The organism is Nonomuraea polychroma (genome assembly GCF_004011505.1).
In the GTDB taxonomy this organism is placed as follows: domain Bacteria; phylum Actinomycetota; class Actinomycetes; order Streptosporangiales; family Streptosporangiaceae; genus Nonomuraea; species Nonomuraea polychroma.
Genome location: NZ_SAUN01000001.1, coordinates 6196790 through 6210801, shown reverse-complemented (window position 1 = coordinate 6210801; position 14012 = coordinate 6196790). Strand labels below are relative to the sequence as shown.

Annotated in this window: 15 protein-coding genes; 8 read left to right on the top strand and 7 right to left on the bottom strand. The window is 70.8% G+C overall.

The window, feature by feature from the left end; all coding sequences use genetic code 11:
- Positions 1 to 103 precede the first annotated feature (103 nt).
- On the top strand, positions 104 to 1183 hold the full coding sequence (locus tag EDD27_RS28295) for a class I SAM-dependent methyltransferase (protein ID WP_164903826.1): 1080 nt from the start codon (positions 104 to 106) through the stop codon (positions 1181 to 1183).
- Between the two features lie 86 nt (positions 1184 to 1269).
- Here EDD27_RS28295 and EDD27_RS28290 read toward each other — a convergent pair whose 3' ends face one another.
- A complete protein-coding gene (locus EDD27_RS28290) occupies positions 1270 to 1584 on the bottom strand; it encodes a hypothetical protein (RefSeq protein ID WP_127935081.1) in 315 nt (104 codons plus the stop codon).
- Between the two features lie 37 nt (positions 1585 to 1621).
- Here EDD27_RS28290 and pgeF point away from each other — a divergent pair, with 37 nt between their 5' ends.
- Positions 1622 to 2329: a peptidoglycan editing factor PgeF gene (gene pgeF, locus EDD27_RS28285; RefSeq protein ID WP_127935080.1), complete on the top strand. Its 708-nt coding sequence runs from the start codon at positions 1622 to 1624 to the stop codon at positions 2327 to 2329.
- Here pgeF and EDD27_RS28280 read toward each other — a convergent pair.
- From EDD27_RS28280 to EDD27_RS28270, 3 genes are read right to left on the bottom strand one after another with little or no spacing between them, the layout of a single operon-like run.
- The gene (locus EDD27_RS28280) at positions 2326 to 2670 is read right to left on the bottom strand and encodes a hypothetical protein (protein WP_127935079.1); all 345 of its coding nucleotides are present in this window, start codon (positions 2668 to 2670) and stop codon (positions 2326 to 2328) included. The genes pgeF and EDD27_RS28280 overlap by 4 nt on opposite strands.
- A 26-nt stretch (positions 2671 to 2696) precedes the next feature.
- Positions 2697 to 3848 (bottom strand): ATP-dependent DNA ligase, encoded by a 1152-nt coding sequence (locus tag EDD27_RS28275; protein WP_127935078.1) that lies wholly within the window; start codon positions 3846 to 3848, stop codon positions 2697 to 2699.
- Positions 3848 to 4567, bottom strand: coding sequence for a pyrimidine reductase family protein (locus EDD27_RS28270; RefSeq protein WP_127935077.1), 720 nt, complete (start codon positions 4565 to 4567; stop codon positions 3848 to 3850). The genes EDD27_RS28275 and EDD27_RS28270 overlap by 1 nt, the downstream gene beginning before the upstream one ends.
- Before the next feature lie 211 nt (positions 4568 to 4778).
- On the opposite strand from EDD27_RS28270, the gene EDD27_RS28265 reads away from it, so the two are divergent.
- Positions 4779 to 5174 (top strand): hypothetical protein, encoded by a 396-nt coding sequence (locus tag EDD27_RS28265; RefSeq protein ID WP_127935076.1) that lies wholly within the window; start codon positions 4779 to 4781, stop codon positions 5172 to 5174.
- 6 nt (positions 5175 to 5180) lie between these two features.
- Here the strand turns inward: EDD27_RS28265 and glgX are convergent, their stop codons facing one another.
- Both glgX and EDD27_RS28255 read right to left on the bottom strand, forming a co-directional pair.
- Positions 5181 to 7304 carry a glycogen debranching protein GlgX gene (gene glgX / locus EDD27_RS28260; protein WP_127935075.1) on the bottom strand — a complete coding sequence of 708 codons (2124 nt, stop codon included), beginning with the start codon at positions 7302 to 7304 and terminating at the stop codon, positions 5181 to 5183.
- Positions 7305 to 7505: 201 nt separating this feature from the next.
- On the bottom strand, positions 7506 to 7931 hold the full coding sequence (locus EDD27_RS28255) for an OsmC family protein (RefSeq protein ID WP_127935074.1): 426 nt from the start codon (positions 7929 to 7931) through the stop codon (positions 7506 to 7508).
- Between the two features lie 166 nt (positions 7932 to 8097).
- On the opposite strand from EDD27_RS28255, the gene EDD27_RS28250 reads away from it, so the two are divergent.
- The 5 genes from EDD27_RS28250 (at position 8098) to EDD27_RS28230 (ending at position 12442) form a co-directional block, all read left to right on the top strand.
- Complete coding sequence (locus EDD27_RS28250; RefSeq protein ID WP_206641690.1) at positions 8098 to 8655, top strand: sigma-70 family RNA polymerase sigma factor; 558 nt, start codon at positions 8098 to 8100, stop codon at positions 8653 to 8655.
- On the top strand, positions 8655 to 9545 hold the full coding sequence (locus tag EDD27_RS28245; RefSeq protein WP_127935072.1) for a maleylpyruvate isomerase family mycothiol-dependent enzyme: 891 nt from the start codon (positions 8655 to 8657) through the stop codon (positions 9543 to 9545). The genes EDD27_RS28250 and EDD27_RS28245 overlap by 1 nt, the downstream gene beginning before the upstream one ends.
- 186 nt (positions 9546 to 9731) lie before the next feature.
- Entirely contained in the window at positions 9732 to 10931 is a 1200-nt protein-coding gene (locus tag EDD27_RS28240) for a serine hydrolase domain-containing protein (RefSeq protein ID WP_127935071.1), read from the top strand.
- Between the two features lie 216 nt (positions 10932 to 11147).
- Positions 11148 to 11480 (top strand): hypothetical protein, encoded by a 333-nt coding sequence (locus tag EDD27_RS28235; RefSeq protein ID WP_127935070.1) that lies wholly within the window; start codon positions 11148 to 11150, stop codon positions 11478 to 11480.
- Between the two features lie 386 nt (positions 11481 to 11866).
- Complete coding sequence (locus EDD27_RS28230) at positions 11867 to 12442, top strand: HD domain-containing protein (protein ID WP_127935069.1); 576 nt, start codon at positions 11867 to 11869, stop codon at positions 12440 to 12442.
- A gap of 26 nt (positions 12443 to 12468) precedes the next feature.
- On the opposite strand, the gene EDD27_RS28225 is transcribed toward EDD27_RS28230, so the two are convergent.
- Positions 12469 to 13806, bottom strand: coding sequence for an ankyrin repeat domain-containing protein (locus EDD27_RS28225; protein WP_241564296.1), 1338 nt, complete (start codon positions 13804 to 13806; stop codon positions 12469 to 12471).
- Between the last annotated feature and the right edge of the window lie 206 nt (positions 13807 to 14012).

Below are 14012 nucleotides of genomic sequence, written 5' to 3'. Positions count from 1 at the left end.
GTCGATGAGAGCCCGTGTCTCGTCGCCAAGAGCCTGTAAAGCGCCCGAACACGGACGCATAGTCGCTGGGGTGTGGGGCAAAACGCTTCGCAGGGTGGTGGCTATGTCATATCGACGACTTTTGGGACGCCTCGCGTACGGCTCCCGTTACGACCGTGTTCCCTGGGGCCAGCGGGTCTACGTGCGGCCCGGCGAGCGGCTGATCCGCGAGGCGCAATGGAAATGGCTGACCGGGCGGGCGCCGGTCATGTCGCTGGAGGAATACCAACGGCGCCGGCCACTGGGCGAGATCGAGGAGTTCCTCAGCTGCATGATGTGCGGGGAATCCCGCCAGCAGCCCCTGTTCCAGCCGACCGGCGGCCCGGGATCATGGCGCTACTACGTCGTCCGCTGCCCGTCCTGCGGCTTCCTCTACCGCAATCCGAACGTCCGCCCCGAACGCCTCGGCGACCTCTACGCCACCGGCTACAGCAAGTTCCTGTCCGGCAAGTACGCCGCCAACCGGCAACGCCGCTACGAGCTGACCATGAAGGCGTTCTCGCCGGTGTTCGACGAGGGCAAGGAGCGCCGGCTGCTGGACTTCGGCTCCGGCGTGGGCCTGTTCCTGGAGCTGGCCGAGAAACGCGGGTTCGACGCCTACGGCGTGGACCTGTCGCCGGAGTCCGTCGAGCAGGCCAACGAGCGGCTGGACACGGCGCGGACCTACTTCGGCGCGCCCGAGGACGTGCCGGAGATCGCGGCGGGCGGGTTCGACGTGATCACGCTCTGGTCGGTGCTCGCGCACCTGCCCAGGCCGCTGGAGGACTTCAGGACGTTCCGGAGTCTGCTGGCGCCCGGCGGGGTGCTGCTCATCCTGACCGTCAACGCCCGGTCGCTGCTGCTCAAGGCGTACGGGTCGGCGTGGAGCGGTTTCACCAAGAACCACCTGATGTTCTACTCCTCGGAGACGGTGCGCACGTTGCTCGGCCGTACGGGCTTCGCGGGCGTCGCCTTCGCCCCCCACTACGGCGACACCATCGAGGCCGGCACCACCAAGCTGCCCTTCGACATGGTGGCGCGGCTGCGGCGCAACGTGAAGCTCAGCGACGGCGGCAACATGATGCGCGTGCTGGCCTTCGCCGACGAGGAGGCGATCGGCCGCTGGGGCGGCGGCCCGCTCAGGGTCCACCGCCTGCACGCCTAGCAGCGGCTGGACCTCGGGCACGCCCAGGTCGGAAGGGCGGGAGTGCGCGGGCGGCTGCTTGGCCGGCTCGGGATCGAGCTGCTCGATCAGCCGCTGCGCCAGCGCGGCCCGCCGCACCCGCTCGCGGCCCAGCTCGCGCGGCACCACGCCGAGGTGGCCGCTGCGGCCCGGATCTCGGCCAGCATCATCACGCCGCTGCCCTGAGAGGTTCTGGCGACCGGCACGCCGAGGCGGTCGCCCTCCGCCCCCACGGCCTCCAGCACGGCGGGCCCCTCCACGCTGGGAATCTCGAAGCGGTACGGCGCACCGTCGGCGAAGCTCGTGCCGGCAGGGGACGCGGCCTGCGCCACCGGGTGCCCGAGGCGGGGCATCAAGGCGTGCAGATCAGCAAGACTGGTCATGGGCAACCTCCTCCTCGTGCGACTTTAGGATCTAGGCATGGAACTGGCCCCTGGAGTTCACGTCGCCATCACCGATCGGCACGGCGGCGTCAGCGCCCCGCCATACGGCTCCCGCAACCTCGGCGGCATGGTCGGCGACGACCCCGCGGCCGTGCGGGCCAACCGTGCGGGCCTGGCGGCCGAGCTGGACGTGCGGGCCGTCGTCTACATGCGCCAGGTCCACAGCGCCGACGTCGCGTACGTGAGTGAGCCCTTCGGCGACGACCCGCCGCCACTCGATGGTGTGTTCACCACCGAGCCGGGGCTGGCGCTGGCCTCGCTCGGAGCCGACTGCCCTGCGGTGCTGGTGGCCGACCCGGAGGCCCGGATGGTCGGCGCCGCGCACTCCGGCCGGCCCGGCACCGAGGCCGGCATCGCCGCCGCCCTGGTGGCGGCCATGGCCGCCAAGGGCGCCGCGCCGGGCAGGATGGTGGCGCTGGTCGGGCCCGGCGCCTGCGGTCGCTGCTACGAGGTGCCCGCCGCGCTGCGCGAGCAGGTGGCGTCGAAGGTCCCCGAGACCTGGTCCACGACGTCGTGGGGCACGCCCGCTCTCGACCTGCGGGCCGGCATCGAGGCCCAGCTCAGGGCGGCAGGGCTGGCGGACATCCGCCACGACGCCCGCTGCACGATCGAGTCGGAAGAGCTCTACTCCCACCGCCGCGAGCAGCCCGGCGGCCGCTTCGCGGGGCTCATCTGGCTGGTCTAGCCGCTCTTGCCCCGATTGTTGTTGAACAACACGTTGACGATGATGATCGCGACCCAGATCGGGATGATGTAGCCCGCACGGCCGTCGCCCACCAGGACGAACAAGATGGTGGTGAGGGTGCCGAGACCGAGCGACACGATCGCCAGGGCGAGCCGCTGCGTGTCGCTCGGCCCCTGGTGGGCGACCGACTTCGGGGCCGCCTGGGCCAGGCGCTCGTCCACCCGCCGGTCGACCTCCTTGCCCATCTTGTCCAGGAATGACTCCACGATGGCGTCCTCGAACTCGGGCCCGAGCTCGCGGCGGGCGGACACAGCGGCCTTTAACTCATCCCCAGTACTCATGCATCGAGATATATCGGGATATCGGGCTAGCGGGCAAGGATGTCGTCAAGGTTGTAACTGACGGGACGCTCGAGCTGCTCGTACGTGCACGACTCAGGCGTGCGATCCGGCCGCCAGCGGCGGAAGTGCGCGGTGTGCCGGAACCGGTCGCCTTCCATCTGGTCGTAGGCCACCTCCATCACCCGCTCCGGCCGCAGCGGGATGAACGACAGGTCCTTCTTGGCGTTCCACCGCGACACCGCCCCGGGCACCCGCTGCCCGCCCCTGGAAGGCCCTGCGGCCGGCTGGCCGATGGTGGCCGCCGCCTGCTCGGCCCAGTGCCCCCACGGATGCTCGCTCAGCTCGGCGACGAGCGGCTTCAGCTCCTCCACCAGCTCGGCCCTGCGCGCCATCGGGAACGAGGCCGCCACACCCACGTGGTGCAGCCTGCCGTCGTCCCCGTAGAGCCCGAGCAGCAGCGACCCGACGACCGGACCCGACTTGTGCTCCCGGTAGCCGCACACCACGACGTCGGCCGTGCGCTCGTGCTTGACCTTGAACATCGTGCGCTTGTCCGGCACGTAGGGCTGGTCGCCCGGCTTGACGATGATGCCGTCCAGCCCCGCGCCCTCGAACGTCTCGAACCACTCGCGCGCCTGCTCGTCGCTGGTCGTGACGGGGGTCAGCCGCACGGACCCGACCTTCTCCGGGAAGATGCCCTCCAGCCGTGCGCGCCGCTGCGCGAACGGCGCCTCCATCAGCGACTCGTCCCCCAGTGCCAGCAGGTCGAACGCGATGAACTGGGCCGGCGTGCGCTCCGACAACATCTTCACCCGCGACGCGGCCGGGTGGATGCGCTGCTGCAGGGCGTCGAAGTCCAGCTGCGACCCCGTGGGCAACACGATCTCGCCGTCCACCACGCACCTGTCCGGCAGCTCCGCCCGCACCGCCTCGACCAGCTCGGGGAAGTAGCGGGTGAACGGGCGCTCGTTGCGGCTGCCCAGATAGACCTCGTCCCCGTCGCGGAACACGATGCAGCGGAATCCGTCCCACTTCGGCTCGTAGAACAGCGTGCCGTCCTGCTTCGGCATGGCCTTGACCGGCTTGGCCAGCATGGGCGGCACCGGCGGCCGCACCGGCAGATTCGGCACCGGCTCCGGCTCTTCGACCGTCCCGGTCGGCTCCGTCGGCTCGCTCATCAGCTGTGCTCCCTCACGTACCTGCAGAAGAGGACCCCCTCCTCTTCCAGCACCTGCTTCAGATCCAGTGTGACCTGCGCGGGCTCGCCGTTCTGAATGCGCGCCGCGCCGCCCCCGACCAGCATCGGGCTGATCGACAGACACAGCTCGTCGACCAGGTCGCAGGCCGACAGCTGGGCGTTGACCCGGGGTCCGCCCTCGCACAGGATCCTCGTCAGCCCCCGCTCGTGCAACTGCGCCACGGCCAGCCGCAGGTCGACGCTGTCCTCGCCGGCCACGATGACGTCGTTGTGCCTGGCGAGCTCCTTGCGCCGCTCGTGCGGCGCGGACTCGCAGGTGATCACGATGGTCTGGCTGGTGGCGGCGGTGAACAGCTCGTCGTCGAGGTCGAAGCCGAGGCTGCGGCTGATGACCGCGATGTGCGGCACGTCGGGGCGGCCCGCGCGGATCTCCGCCCACGAGTCACGGGGCTTGACCGGGCCGTACCCCTCCTTGCGAACGGTCGAGGCGCCCGCGACGACGACGTCGGCCAGCCCGCGCAGGACCTGGAAGATGCGCTTGTCGCCGGTGCTGGACAGGCCGCCGGAGCGGCCTTTCAACCAGGCGGCGCCGTCGGCGCTCGCGACCATGTTGAGGCGCAGCCACGGCCGGCCCTCCGGATAGGCGTACGCCTGCGCGATGTCTGGATTGTCCTGTATGTCGGGATAGATGCGCCGCACCCCTCTACCTTGGCACACCCGGCCGACAACCGCCCCACCCCGCTCACCGCCCGATACGACCCCGCCCAGCTCGCCGTCCCACCCGCCACCTCCCGGCCGCGCAGCGGGGGAGGCGGCGGTGGGGCAGATGCCGCTTTCCGCTAAGGAGAGACATACCGGCGACTCTCGGCTTAACGTGACAACAGGGATCGGACGGACAGGGGAGGGGCCCGTGGGCCTGGTCACCGTCGGGACGTGGACGATCACCGCACTCGCCGGGCTGTACCTGCTCTACCTCTGGCTCTCAGGAGGCGGCATGCGCCGGGCCAAGGTCACCCGTTTCCCGGCGACGCTGGTCTTCTCCCACCCGACGCTCGCGGTGTCGGCACTGGTGTGCTGGATCGCCGGCCTGCTTACCGGCAGCCGGGTGCTGGCGTGGGTGGCGTTCGGCGGGCTGGCGGTGGCCGCTCTGCTGGGGTTCGCCATGTTCACGCGATGGCTCGGGGCGGGGCGGCACGAGAAGGACGGGCCGGGCTTCCCGCTGCTGGCGGTGACGTTGCACGGGGTGGCCGGCGTGACGACGTTCGTGCTGGTGTTCCTCGCGGCCAGCACCGCGCGCATCTTCTGACCGGCCCTAACGGCCTGAGCGCGGCCGCCTGAGCACCTGGAGCGAGCGTGCCGTGACGGCCACCACGTCGCCGGCTTGCCACCCGTCCTCGGCGAACACCTCTTCCACCGTGTCGTGGCTGGTGTCGAGCACGGGCAGCCATCCGGAGCCGAACTCCTCGCCGGGCAGCGTGAACGTCATGTTCTCGTGGTGCGCGTTGATCAGCAGCAGGAACGAGTCGTCCACGATCCGCTCGCCCCGCGGCCCGGGCTCGGTGATGGCCTCGCCGTTGAGGTAGACCATGAGCGACTTGGCGTAGCTGATGTGCCAGTCGCCCGCCGTCATCTCGGCGCCGCCCGGCCTGAGCCAGACCAGGTCGCGGTCGCCGTTGTCGGGGTGGCGGCCGTGGAAGAAGCGGCGGCGCTGGAAGACCGGGTGCTCTCGGCGCAGCTTCGACAGCGCGCGGACGAACTCCAGCAGGTCGGACTCGGTGCGCAGCAGCGACCAGTCCACCCACGCCAGCTCGTTGTCCTGGCAGTAGGCGTTGTTGTTGCCGCGCTGGGTGCGGCCGATCTCGTCGCCGTGGGACAACATCGGCACGCCCTGCGACAGGAACAGCGTGGCCAGGAAGTTGCGGCGCTGGCGGCGGCGGAGCGTGACGATGCCGGGGTCCTCGACGGGGCCCTCGGCGCCGCAGTTCCACGAGCGGTTGTCGTTGGTGCCGTCGCGGTTGTCCTCGCCGTTGGCCTCGTTGTGCTTGTGGTCGTAAGACACCAGGTCGGTGAGCGTGAACCCGTCGTGGCAGGTCACGAAGTTGATCGAGGCGACCGGGCGGCGGCCGGACGACTCGTAGAGATCGGCGGAGCCGGTCAGGCGGGAGGCGAACTCGGGGAGGGCGGAATGCGTACCCCTCCAGAAATCGCGGACGATGTCCCGATATTTGCCGTTCCACTCCGTCCACAAGGGCGGGAAATTCCCGACCTGGTAGCCGCCGGGCCCGACGTCCCACGGCTCGGCGATCAGCTTGACCTGGGAGATCACCGGATCCTGCTGGATCAGGTCGAAGAACGCGCTCAGCCGGTCGACGTCGTGCAACTCACGCGCGAGCGCCGACGCCAGGTCGAAGCGGAACCCGTCGACATGCATCTCCAGCACCCAGTACCGCAGCGAGTCCATGATCAGCTGCAGCGCGTGCGGCGAGCGCACGTTGAGGGAGTTGCCGCACCCGGTGTAGTCGAGGTAGTAGCGCCGGTCGCCGTCGTGCAGCCGGTAGTAGGCCGTGTTGTCGATCCCCCTGAACCCCAGCGTGGGCCCCATGTGGTCGCCCTCGGCCGTGTGGTTGTAGACCACGTCGAGAATGACCTCGATGCCCGCCTCGTGCAGCGCCCGCACCATGGCCTTGAACTCCAGCACCTGCTGCCCCCGCGTGCCCGCGCTCGAGTAGCGGCCGTGGGGCGCCAGGTAGGCCATGGTGTTGTAGCCCCAGTAGTTGGTCAGCCCGCGCGCCACCAGGAAGTGCTCGGGCACGTAGTGGTGCACCGGCATCAGCTCGACCGCCGTGACCCCCAGCGACAGCAGGTGATCGATGATCGCCGGATGCCCCATGGCCGCGTACGTGCCCCGCAGGTCCGGCGGCACGTCGGGGTGACGCATGGTGAGCCCCCGCACGTGGGCCTCGTAGATCACCGTCTGGTGGTACGGGATGCGCGGCGGCCGGTCGTTGCCCCACTCGAAGAACGGGTTGATGACCACGTTCTTCGGCATGTAGGGCGCGCTGTCCTCGGTGTTGCGCCGTGAGGGATCGGTGAAGTAGTAGGGGAACAGCGCCTGGTTCCAGCTCAGCTCACCGTCGATGGCCTTGGCGTAGGGGTCGAGCAGCAGCTTGGCGGGGTTGCACCGGTGTCCCTGCGACGGGACGTAGGGGCCGTGCACACGGTAGCCGTATCGCTGCCCGGGTTGGATCCCCGGCAGGTAGCCATGCCAGACGAAACCGTCGACCTCGGGCAGATCCACCCGCTCTTCGGTGCCGTCATCGTGAAAAAGGGACAGCTCGATCCGCTCGGCGACCTCGGAGAACACCGAAAAGCTGGTGCCAACACCATCCCAGGTAGCGCCGAGTGGATAGGGCTCGCCCGGCCAGACCTCGCGCATGTGGCCCAATTGTCGCACGGGATAACCGCTCTTGGTCCTCAATGAGCCGATGGCCTCTCGACCAGGACACCTACAGTCCCGGTCGGTCGCGCCACCCGGCGTCGCGGGACACGGCGCCGGAACGGCTCACGTCGCCCGCGACGCCGCCCGGCGGCCTCGGAGGGGAGACCGGGAACGGCGTCGAGGGCGGGCGGAGGAACGTCAGAGCAGCTCGGCCTTGAGGCTGATCGTCGTGCCCGCCAGTGCCTTGCTGACCGGGCAGTTGGCCTTGGCGGCCTCGGCGGCCTCCTGGAACTGCTCGGCCGAGATGCCCGGCACGTGGCCCTTCACGGTGAGCACGATGCCCGTGATGCCCTCACCCGGCTGGAACGTCACGTCCGCGCTGGTCTGCAGCGACTCCGGCGGCGTGCCGGCGCCGGCCAGGCCGTGCGAGAGCGCCATCGAGAAACAGGACGAGTGCGCGGCCGCGATGAGCTCCTCCGGCGAGGTCTTGCCGTTCGCCGCCTCGGCCCTGGAGGGCCAGGAGACCTCGAACGTGCCGACGCCCGAGGTGTCCAGCGAGACGGTGCCCGAACCGTCGAGCAGGGCGCCCTTCCACTGGGTGGTTGCGGTGCGTGTGGTGGCCATGGCTATGTGCTCCCTCCGTCGTGGACTTCCGACACTATCGTGGCCTGATCGACGACTGACAAAGTGTCGCGCGCCAGTCATCCGGCTCTACATTTCCGGCGAATAATGGCATGCTCGGGTCGCGGCGCATCTGCCGCCTTGGTCCGCCGGATGAAACGGGAGTGTGGTGCCAGTGGAGGCACCGTACGACGACCGGCTGCTGCATCAGCGGGTGGTCGGCGGCGATGAGTCGGCGCTGGGAGAGGTCTACGATCGGTTCTCCTCGCTGATCTTCGGTCTCTCGCTGCGTGTCACCAGGGACCGGGTGATCGCAGAAGACATCACGCAAGAGGTGTTCCTGATCTTCTGGGAACGGCCGCTGGCCTACGACCCGGATCGCGGCACGTTGCGCGCCTGGCTCGCGACGATCGCGCACCGCCGGGCGGTGGACCACGTCCGCGCCGAGGAGCGGCGGCGCGTGTCGGCGCTCGGGCCCCGGCTGTTCGAGCGGGAGCCGGTCAGGCTGGAGGACACCGTGCTCGCCGCCGACGAGGCCGCGCGGGTGCGGCAGGCCGTGACGTCACTGCCAGACGGCCTCAGACAGGCGATCGAGTTAGCCTACTTCGGGGGCAGAACATATCGGCAGGTCGGCGAGGAACTGGGCGTGCCCGAGGGCACGGCCAAATCGCGCATCCGGCTGGCCCTGAAGCGGCTGGCGGACGCGCTGGCGGAGGAAGAGGTGTGATGGACCCCGTCGAGCGTCTCTACCTGGACGCGTTGATGGAGGAACCGGCGGTGCCGACCGGCTCGCTGCGGCCCCAGCTCCTGGCCGGGGCCCGGGCGCGGCGCCGGCCCGCGGCTCCCACCGCGGCCTGGGCGGAGCCGTACGCAGGCCGCGTGGCCGCCATGGACGCGCTGCTGGCCTCGGCCGCCGAGGACGACTGGTCACGCGTGATCGTCGAGGGCTGGACGCTGCAGGAGCTCGTCGCCCATCTGGCCGCCAAGGACGGCCTCATCGCCGCTTGCGTCGGCGCTCCCGTGCTCGGCCCGCCCATCGGGGCGGCCGACTCGCTGGGGCGTACGAGCGACGTGCAGGCGTACGAGCGAGCCCGCAGCCCCGAGCAGACCCGGCGGGACTGGCGGGCCCAGGCTGACGCGCTCTGCCGCCACCTGGCGGATCTGCCGCCGACCACGCCGGCCACCCTGGACGGCCTGGAGGTCCCGGTGAGCGACCACATCCTCGCCAGGGGCCTGGAGACGTGGATCCACACGGACGACGCCGCCAAGACGGCCCGGCTCCGGCTCCCCGACCCGATCCCCGAGCACATCCGGCCCACCGCTGACCTGTGCGCCCGCCTGCTGCCCTGGACGATGCTCTTCTCCGGGCTCAACGGCGCGGGCCGCACCCTGCACCTGACGCTGACCGGGCCGGGCGGTGGTGAGTGGCTGCTGCCCCTGGGGGTGGAGGACAGCGAGCCCGGCGAACCTGACGCCCACATCAGCGCCGACGTGGTGAAGTTCTGCTTCCTGCTGGGTGGCCGGGGAGACCCGGCGGACTTCCCGGCCGAGCTGGCCGGCGACCTGGCCCTGGCCCGGGACGTCCTGACCACGGCCCCCGCCCTCTCCGGCCCCTGACCCCACACGCCACTGGCGACTGTACGTAGGGCGTGCGAGCGAGCGGGACGAGAGGACAGGGCGAGAGGGCGAGGCCGGGCCGGGCTGCGGCGAGGATGCCGGATCGGGTGGGGCCGTTCGGACCGATGAGTTGCGCGCCTCGCGGCGGTCTGTTCTCTGGAAGGGCAGACCGACGGGAGGGGTCCCATGGGTGAGCAGGCCGGAGGGTTGTCGGCGGCGCGGCTCGGCCGCATGCGGGAGGCGCTGGCCCAGGCGGTGGCGGACGGCGACATGCCGGGGGTGGTCGCGCTGGTGCACCGGCGCGGCGAGACACACGTGGCCGCGCTGGGCACCCAGGAGCTGGGCGGCGACGCCCCGATGCGCCGCGACACGATCTTCCGCATGGCGTCGATGGTCAAGCCGATCACCGCGGTCGCCACCATGATCCTGGTCGAGGAATGCCGGCTGCGGCTGGACGACCCGGTGGACGACCTGCTCCCGGAGCTGGCCGCACCGCGCGTGCTGCGCCACCCCGGCGGACCGCTCGACGACACCGTCCCCGCCGAGCGCGCGATCACCGTACGCGACCTGCTGACCTTCCGCCTGGGCGCCGGCCTGGTGCTGGGCGACAGCCCGATCGGACGGGCGATGGCGGAGGCCGGGCTGGGGATCGGCCCCGACGGGCCCCCGTTCGGGCCGGACGAGTGGATCAAGCGGCTCGGCGCGCTGCCTCTGGTGCACCAGCCGGGGACGACGTGGATGTACAACATCGGGGCCGACGTGCTCGGCGTGCTGATCGCCCGCGCCGCGGGCCGGCCCTTCGCCGAGTTCCTGCACGAGCGGGTCTTCGAGCCTCTGGGCATGCGCGACACCGGCTTCCACCTGCCGAAGGAGAAGCTCGGCCGGCTCGCGGCGTCGTACGCCCCCGCCCCGGGCACCGGCGCGCTGACCCCGCGCCCGGGCCCGCGCGAGGGCGCGTGGGACCGGCCGCCGGTCTTCCCTTCCGGCAGCGGTGGACCGAGCCTGCTCTCGACCGCCGACGACTACCTGGCCTTCTGCCGCATGCTGCTGCGCAACGGCCGGTACGACGGCGGCCGCATCCTGTCCAGGCCCGCGGTCGAGCTGATGACCACCGACCACCTCACAGCCGCTCAGAAGGCCGGCAACGAGATGTTCCTCGGGTCGGGCGGCTGGGGGTTCGGCCTCGCGGTCGACGCGCGCCGCAACGACCTGGCCGTCGGCCCCGGCCGGTTCGGCTGGACCGGCGGCCTGGGCACCGAGGCGTACGTCGACCCCGGCGAGGACCTGATCGGCATCCTGCTCACCCAGCGGGCCCTGGGCTCACCCCTGCCCCCGCGCGTGTTCCAGGACTTCTGGACGCTGGCGTACGCGGCGATCGACGACTGACCCGGCGAAAAAGACCGGCGACACGCCGCGCGCTGCGCAAACAAGCAGGAAACCGTTGTTTGGCAACGCCTCTGGGTGGCGCCGGTGATTTGACGCGTTGTTGAGGTCCGGAGAAGTTAACTGCGATTTCGTGGATGGGTAATTCTGCTTCCGTCCGGCGTCCCACGACATTCGGGCGCCGGAGTCGCGGCCGATCTATCCATGAATGGAAGTCGAATGCACCTGAATACCGAAAGTCGGCAACTGCGCACGCGCACGCGCGTCGCGACACTGGCTCTGGCCGCCGCGGCCGCCGGGGTCATGCTCCTGCCCGCCGGTCAGGCGGTGGCCAGCGCGAGCTCGACCGCCACGGCCGGGGTCTCGGTCAGCTCGCACGAGACGCCGCCGCACTACTGCGCGTGGAACTACCGCTGCAGTTACGGCTGGTGGCGCTACCACCCCGGCTGGCGCGGCCACCACTACGGCTGGCACCCCGGTAACCGGTACTACTACGACCGCCTCCACAGGCACTACAACGGGTCCTGGCACTACCGCGGAGCCCACGACTAGGACGACTCGGAACCACCCGGCCCGACGGGGCCGGGCGGGCACCACCACAATGGCTCGCGCGAGCACGTGAAGCATCCACACAAATCCGCTTGAGTACCCGGACGGGGAAATGTCCGGCCACGAGCCCGACGATTCATGGGTCCAGCGGGAAGAACCGCACCGGCAACACGGCGGACGGGCCGTGCGGAAAATCGTCTCCTCGGATCCGTCGATGGCAAATGCCGCTACCCAGGAATGGTCGCGGCATTTGTCGAAATTTGCGATATTTGCCGGTGCCTCGTGTCCTCGCCGGCGCACCGCCGACGGGGGCCGGGACCGTCCCTTCAACGGCAGCCGGAAGCGTCGTTTAGGCTCTTGGGTCCTGCGCATGACGAGAGGGGGTCCTCGTGACAGGCGATGAGACGGGGCTGGCCGGGCTGCTGTACGAGTTCGGGCTGCTCAAACGTTACAAGCGGACCGGTTGGCTGGTCGCCGGCGTACGCGACCCGGAGAGCGTCGCGGAGCACTCCTTCCGCGCCGCGATCATCGCCGCCGCGCTGGCCAAGCTGGAGGGCGGCGACCCGGAACGGGCCGCCTTCATGGCGCTGTTCCACGACACGCAGGAAACGCGCATCACCGACATCCCCTACATCGGCAAGCGTTACCTCAAGGCCGCGCCCAACGAGGAGGTCACCGCCGACCAGGTGCGGGACGTGACCGCGCCGGTGGCGGACATGGTGCGCGACGCGGTGGCCGAGTACGAGGACAGGTCGAGCGTCGAGGCCGTCTGCGCGCGGGACGCCGACAAGCTGGAGTGCCTCATCCAGGCCGTCGAATACCGCGAGCAGGGGCACCAGAACGTCCAGGGGTGGATCGACAGCTCGCTGGCCGCCCTCACGACCCCGAGCGGCAAGCGCTTGGCGGAGGAGGCCCTGCGCACGGGCACCCTGGAATGGGTGACCCGCGTGCTCAACGGCGACTGAGGTCGGCCTGGCCCCTCCGGCCCGCGCTACTGCTGCGTGACGAGGTTCCTCGCGTACTCGTCGTCGCTTTCGGCCAGCACCCGCTGGGCACCCTGAGCGGCCCGGTCGTCCCCGCGGACGGCGAGACCGCGCGTGGCCTCGGCCACCGTGCGCAGGTCAGGGTCGGCGAGCCGGGCGGCCAGGGCCTCGCGGATGCGCGGCGTGTCGGCCTCCAGCCCGGCGAGCCCGGCGGTGGCCCAGTCGCGCACCTCGGCCTCGTCGCTCTCGGACATCTCGATCAGCAGGGCCAGGCCCTCCTCGTGGTCCGGTGGCAGCACGTCGGCCAGCGCGATCGCGTCCGTCATCGTGCGCTTGTGCCCCGGGCGGCCGATGATGTCGAGGACCGCGGGCAGCGCCCGGGGGTCGCCCTGGTGGCCGAGCGCGGCCAGCACCGAGCGCAGCACCTGCGGGTTGCCCTCCGTGGTGACCATCTTCTGCAGCAGCGGCAGCGTGCGCTCCAGGAACGGCTTCTCGCCCTCGGCGAAGCCGAACTGGGCGATCGCGTCCACGCCGAACTCCCGCTCCCTGGCGTCCTCGCTCACGCACAGCTTGGCCAGCGCCTCGTACGTCTCCTCGTCGGCCCGCTTGGCCAGCGTGTCGGCCACGATCCACCAGGTCTCGGCGTCCTCGTCGATGTCGCGATGGGCCAGCGCCCGCGCCACGAGCCGCTCCACGGGCGGGTAGACCCCGGTGGCGTCCTCCAGCAGCGTGGCGATGGCGGCGTGGCCCCGCTGCGCCTGGACCTGCTCGGTCTGTTCGCCGTCGGGCGCGCGACCGGCCACCGTCACCAGCTCGGTGCCGTCCTTGGCGTACTGGCGGGCCACGACGTACTCCCAGCCCTCCTGCTCGATCTGGTCCAGCAGCGCGCTCTCCAGATGCACGCCCACCCAGTCGACGGCGATGTCGAGCGGCGTGTCGCCGTCGCCGTCGAACTTCTCAGGGTCGGCGCCCGCCTCCAGGAGCTCCTGCACCACACCCAGCGCGCCGCGCCTGGCGGCCAGCGTGAGCGGGGTGTCGCCGTCGTCGTTGGCCGCGTCCACGTCGGCCCCTGCGTCGATCAGCACCCTGGCGGTGGCGGCGTGGCCGTTCGAGGCGGCCCAGTGCAGGGCCGTCCAGCCGCCGGTCTCCCGGCCGTTGACGTCGGCGCCGGCCGTCAGCAGCGTGCTCGCCACCTCGTGCCGGTCCCAGGCGGCGGCCGCGCACAGCGGCAGCCCCTCCTCCTCGCCCTCGCTGGGCTTGTTGGGATCGGCGCCGCCGGCCAGCAGCTTGCCCACGGTCTCGGTATCGCCGTTCAACGCCGCGCGGTAGAGCTGTTCCTCATGCATGACACGGACCCTAACCTGGTCCGGCCGCGCCCCGGACCAAGCTAGGGCCATGTCATCGATTGGTACGCGCCCCAGAGCCGACTGGGTTCAACACTCATGACGAATTGGCATGCCGATGAGAAACCTGCTCATCAGACTGCCGCCCCACCGTCGTGCCGGGTCGAGGTCGTAGCGGCAGTCCGTTTTGCAGGTTTCTCATCGGTTGG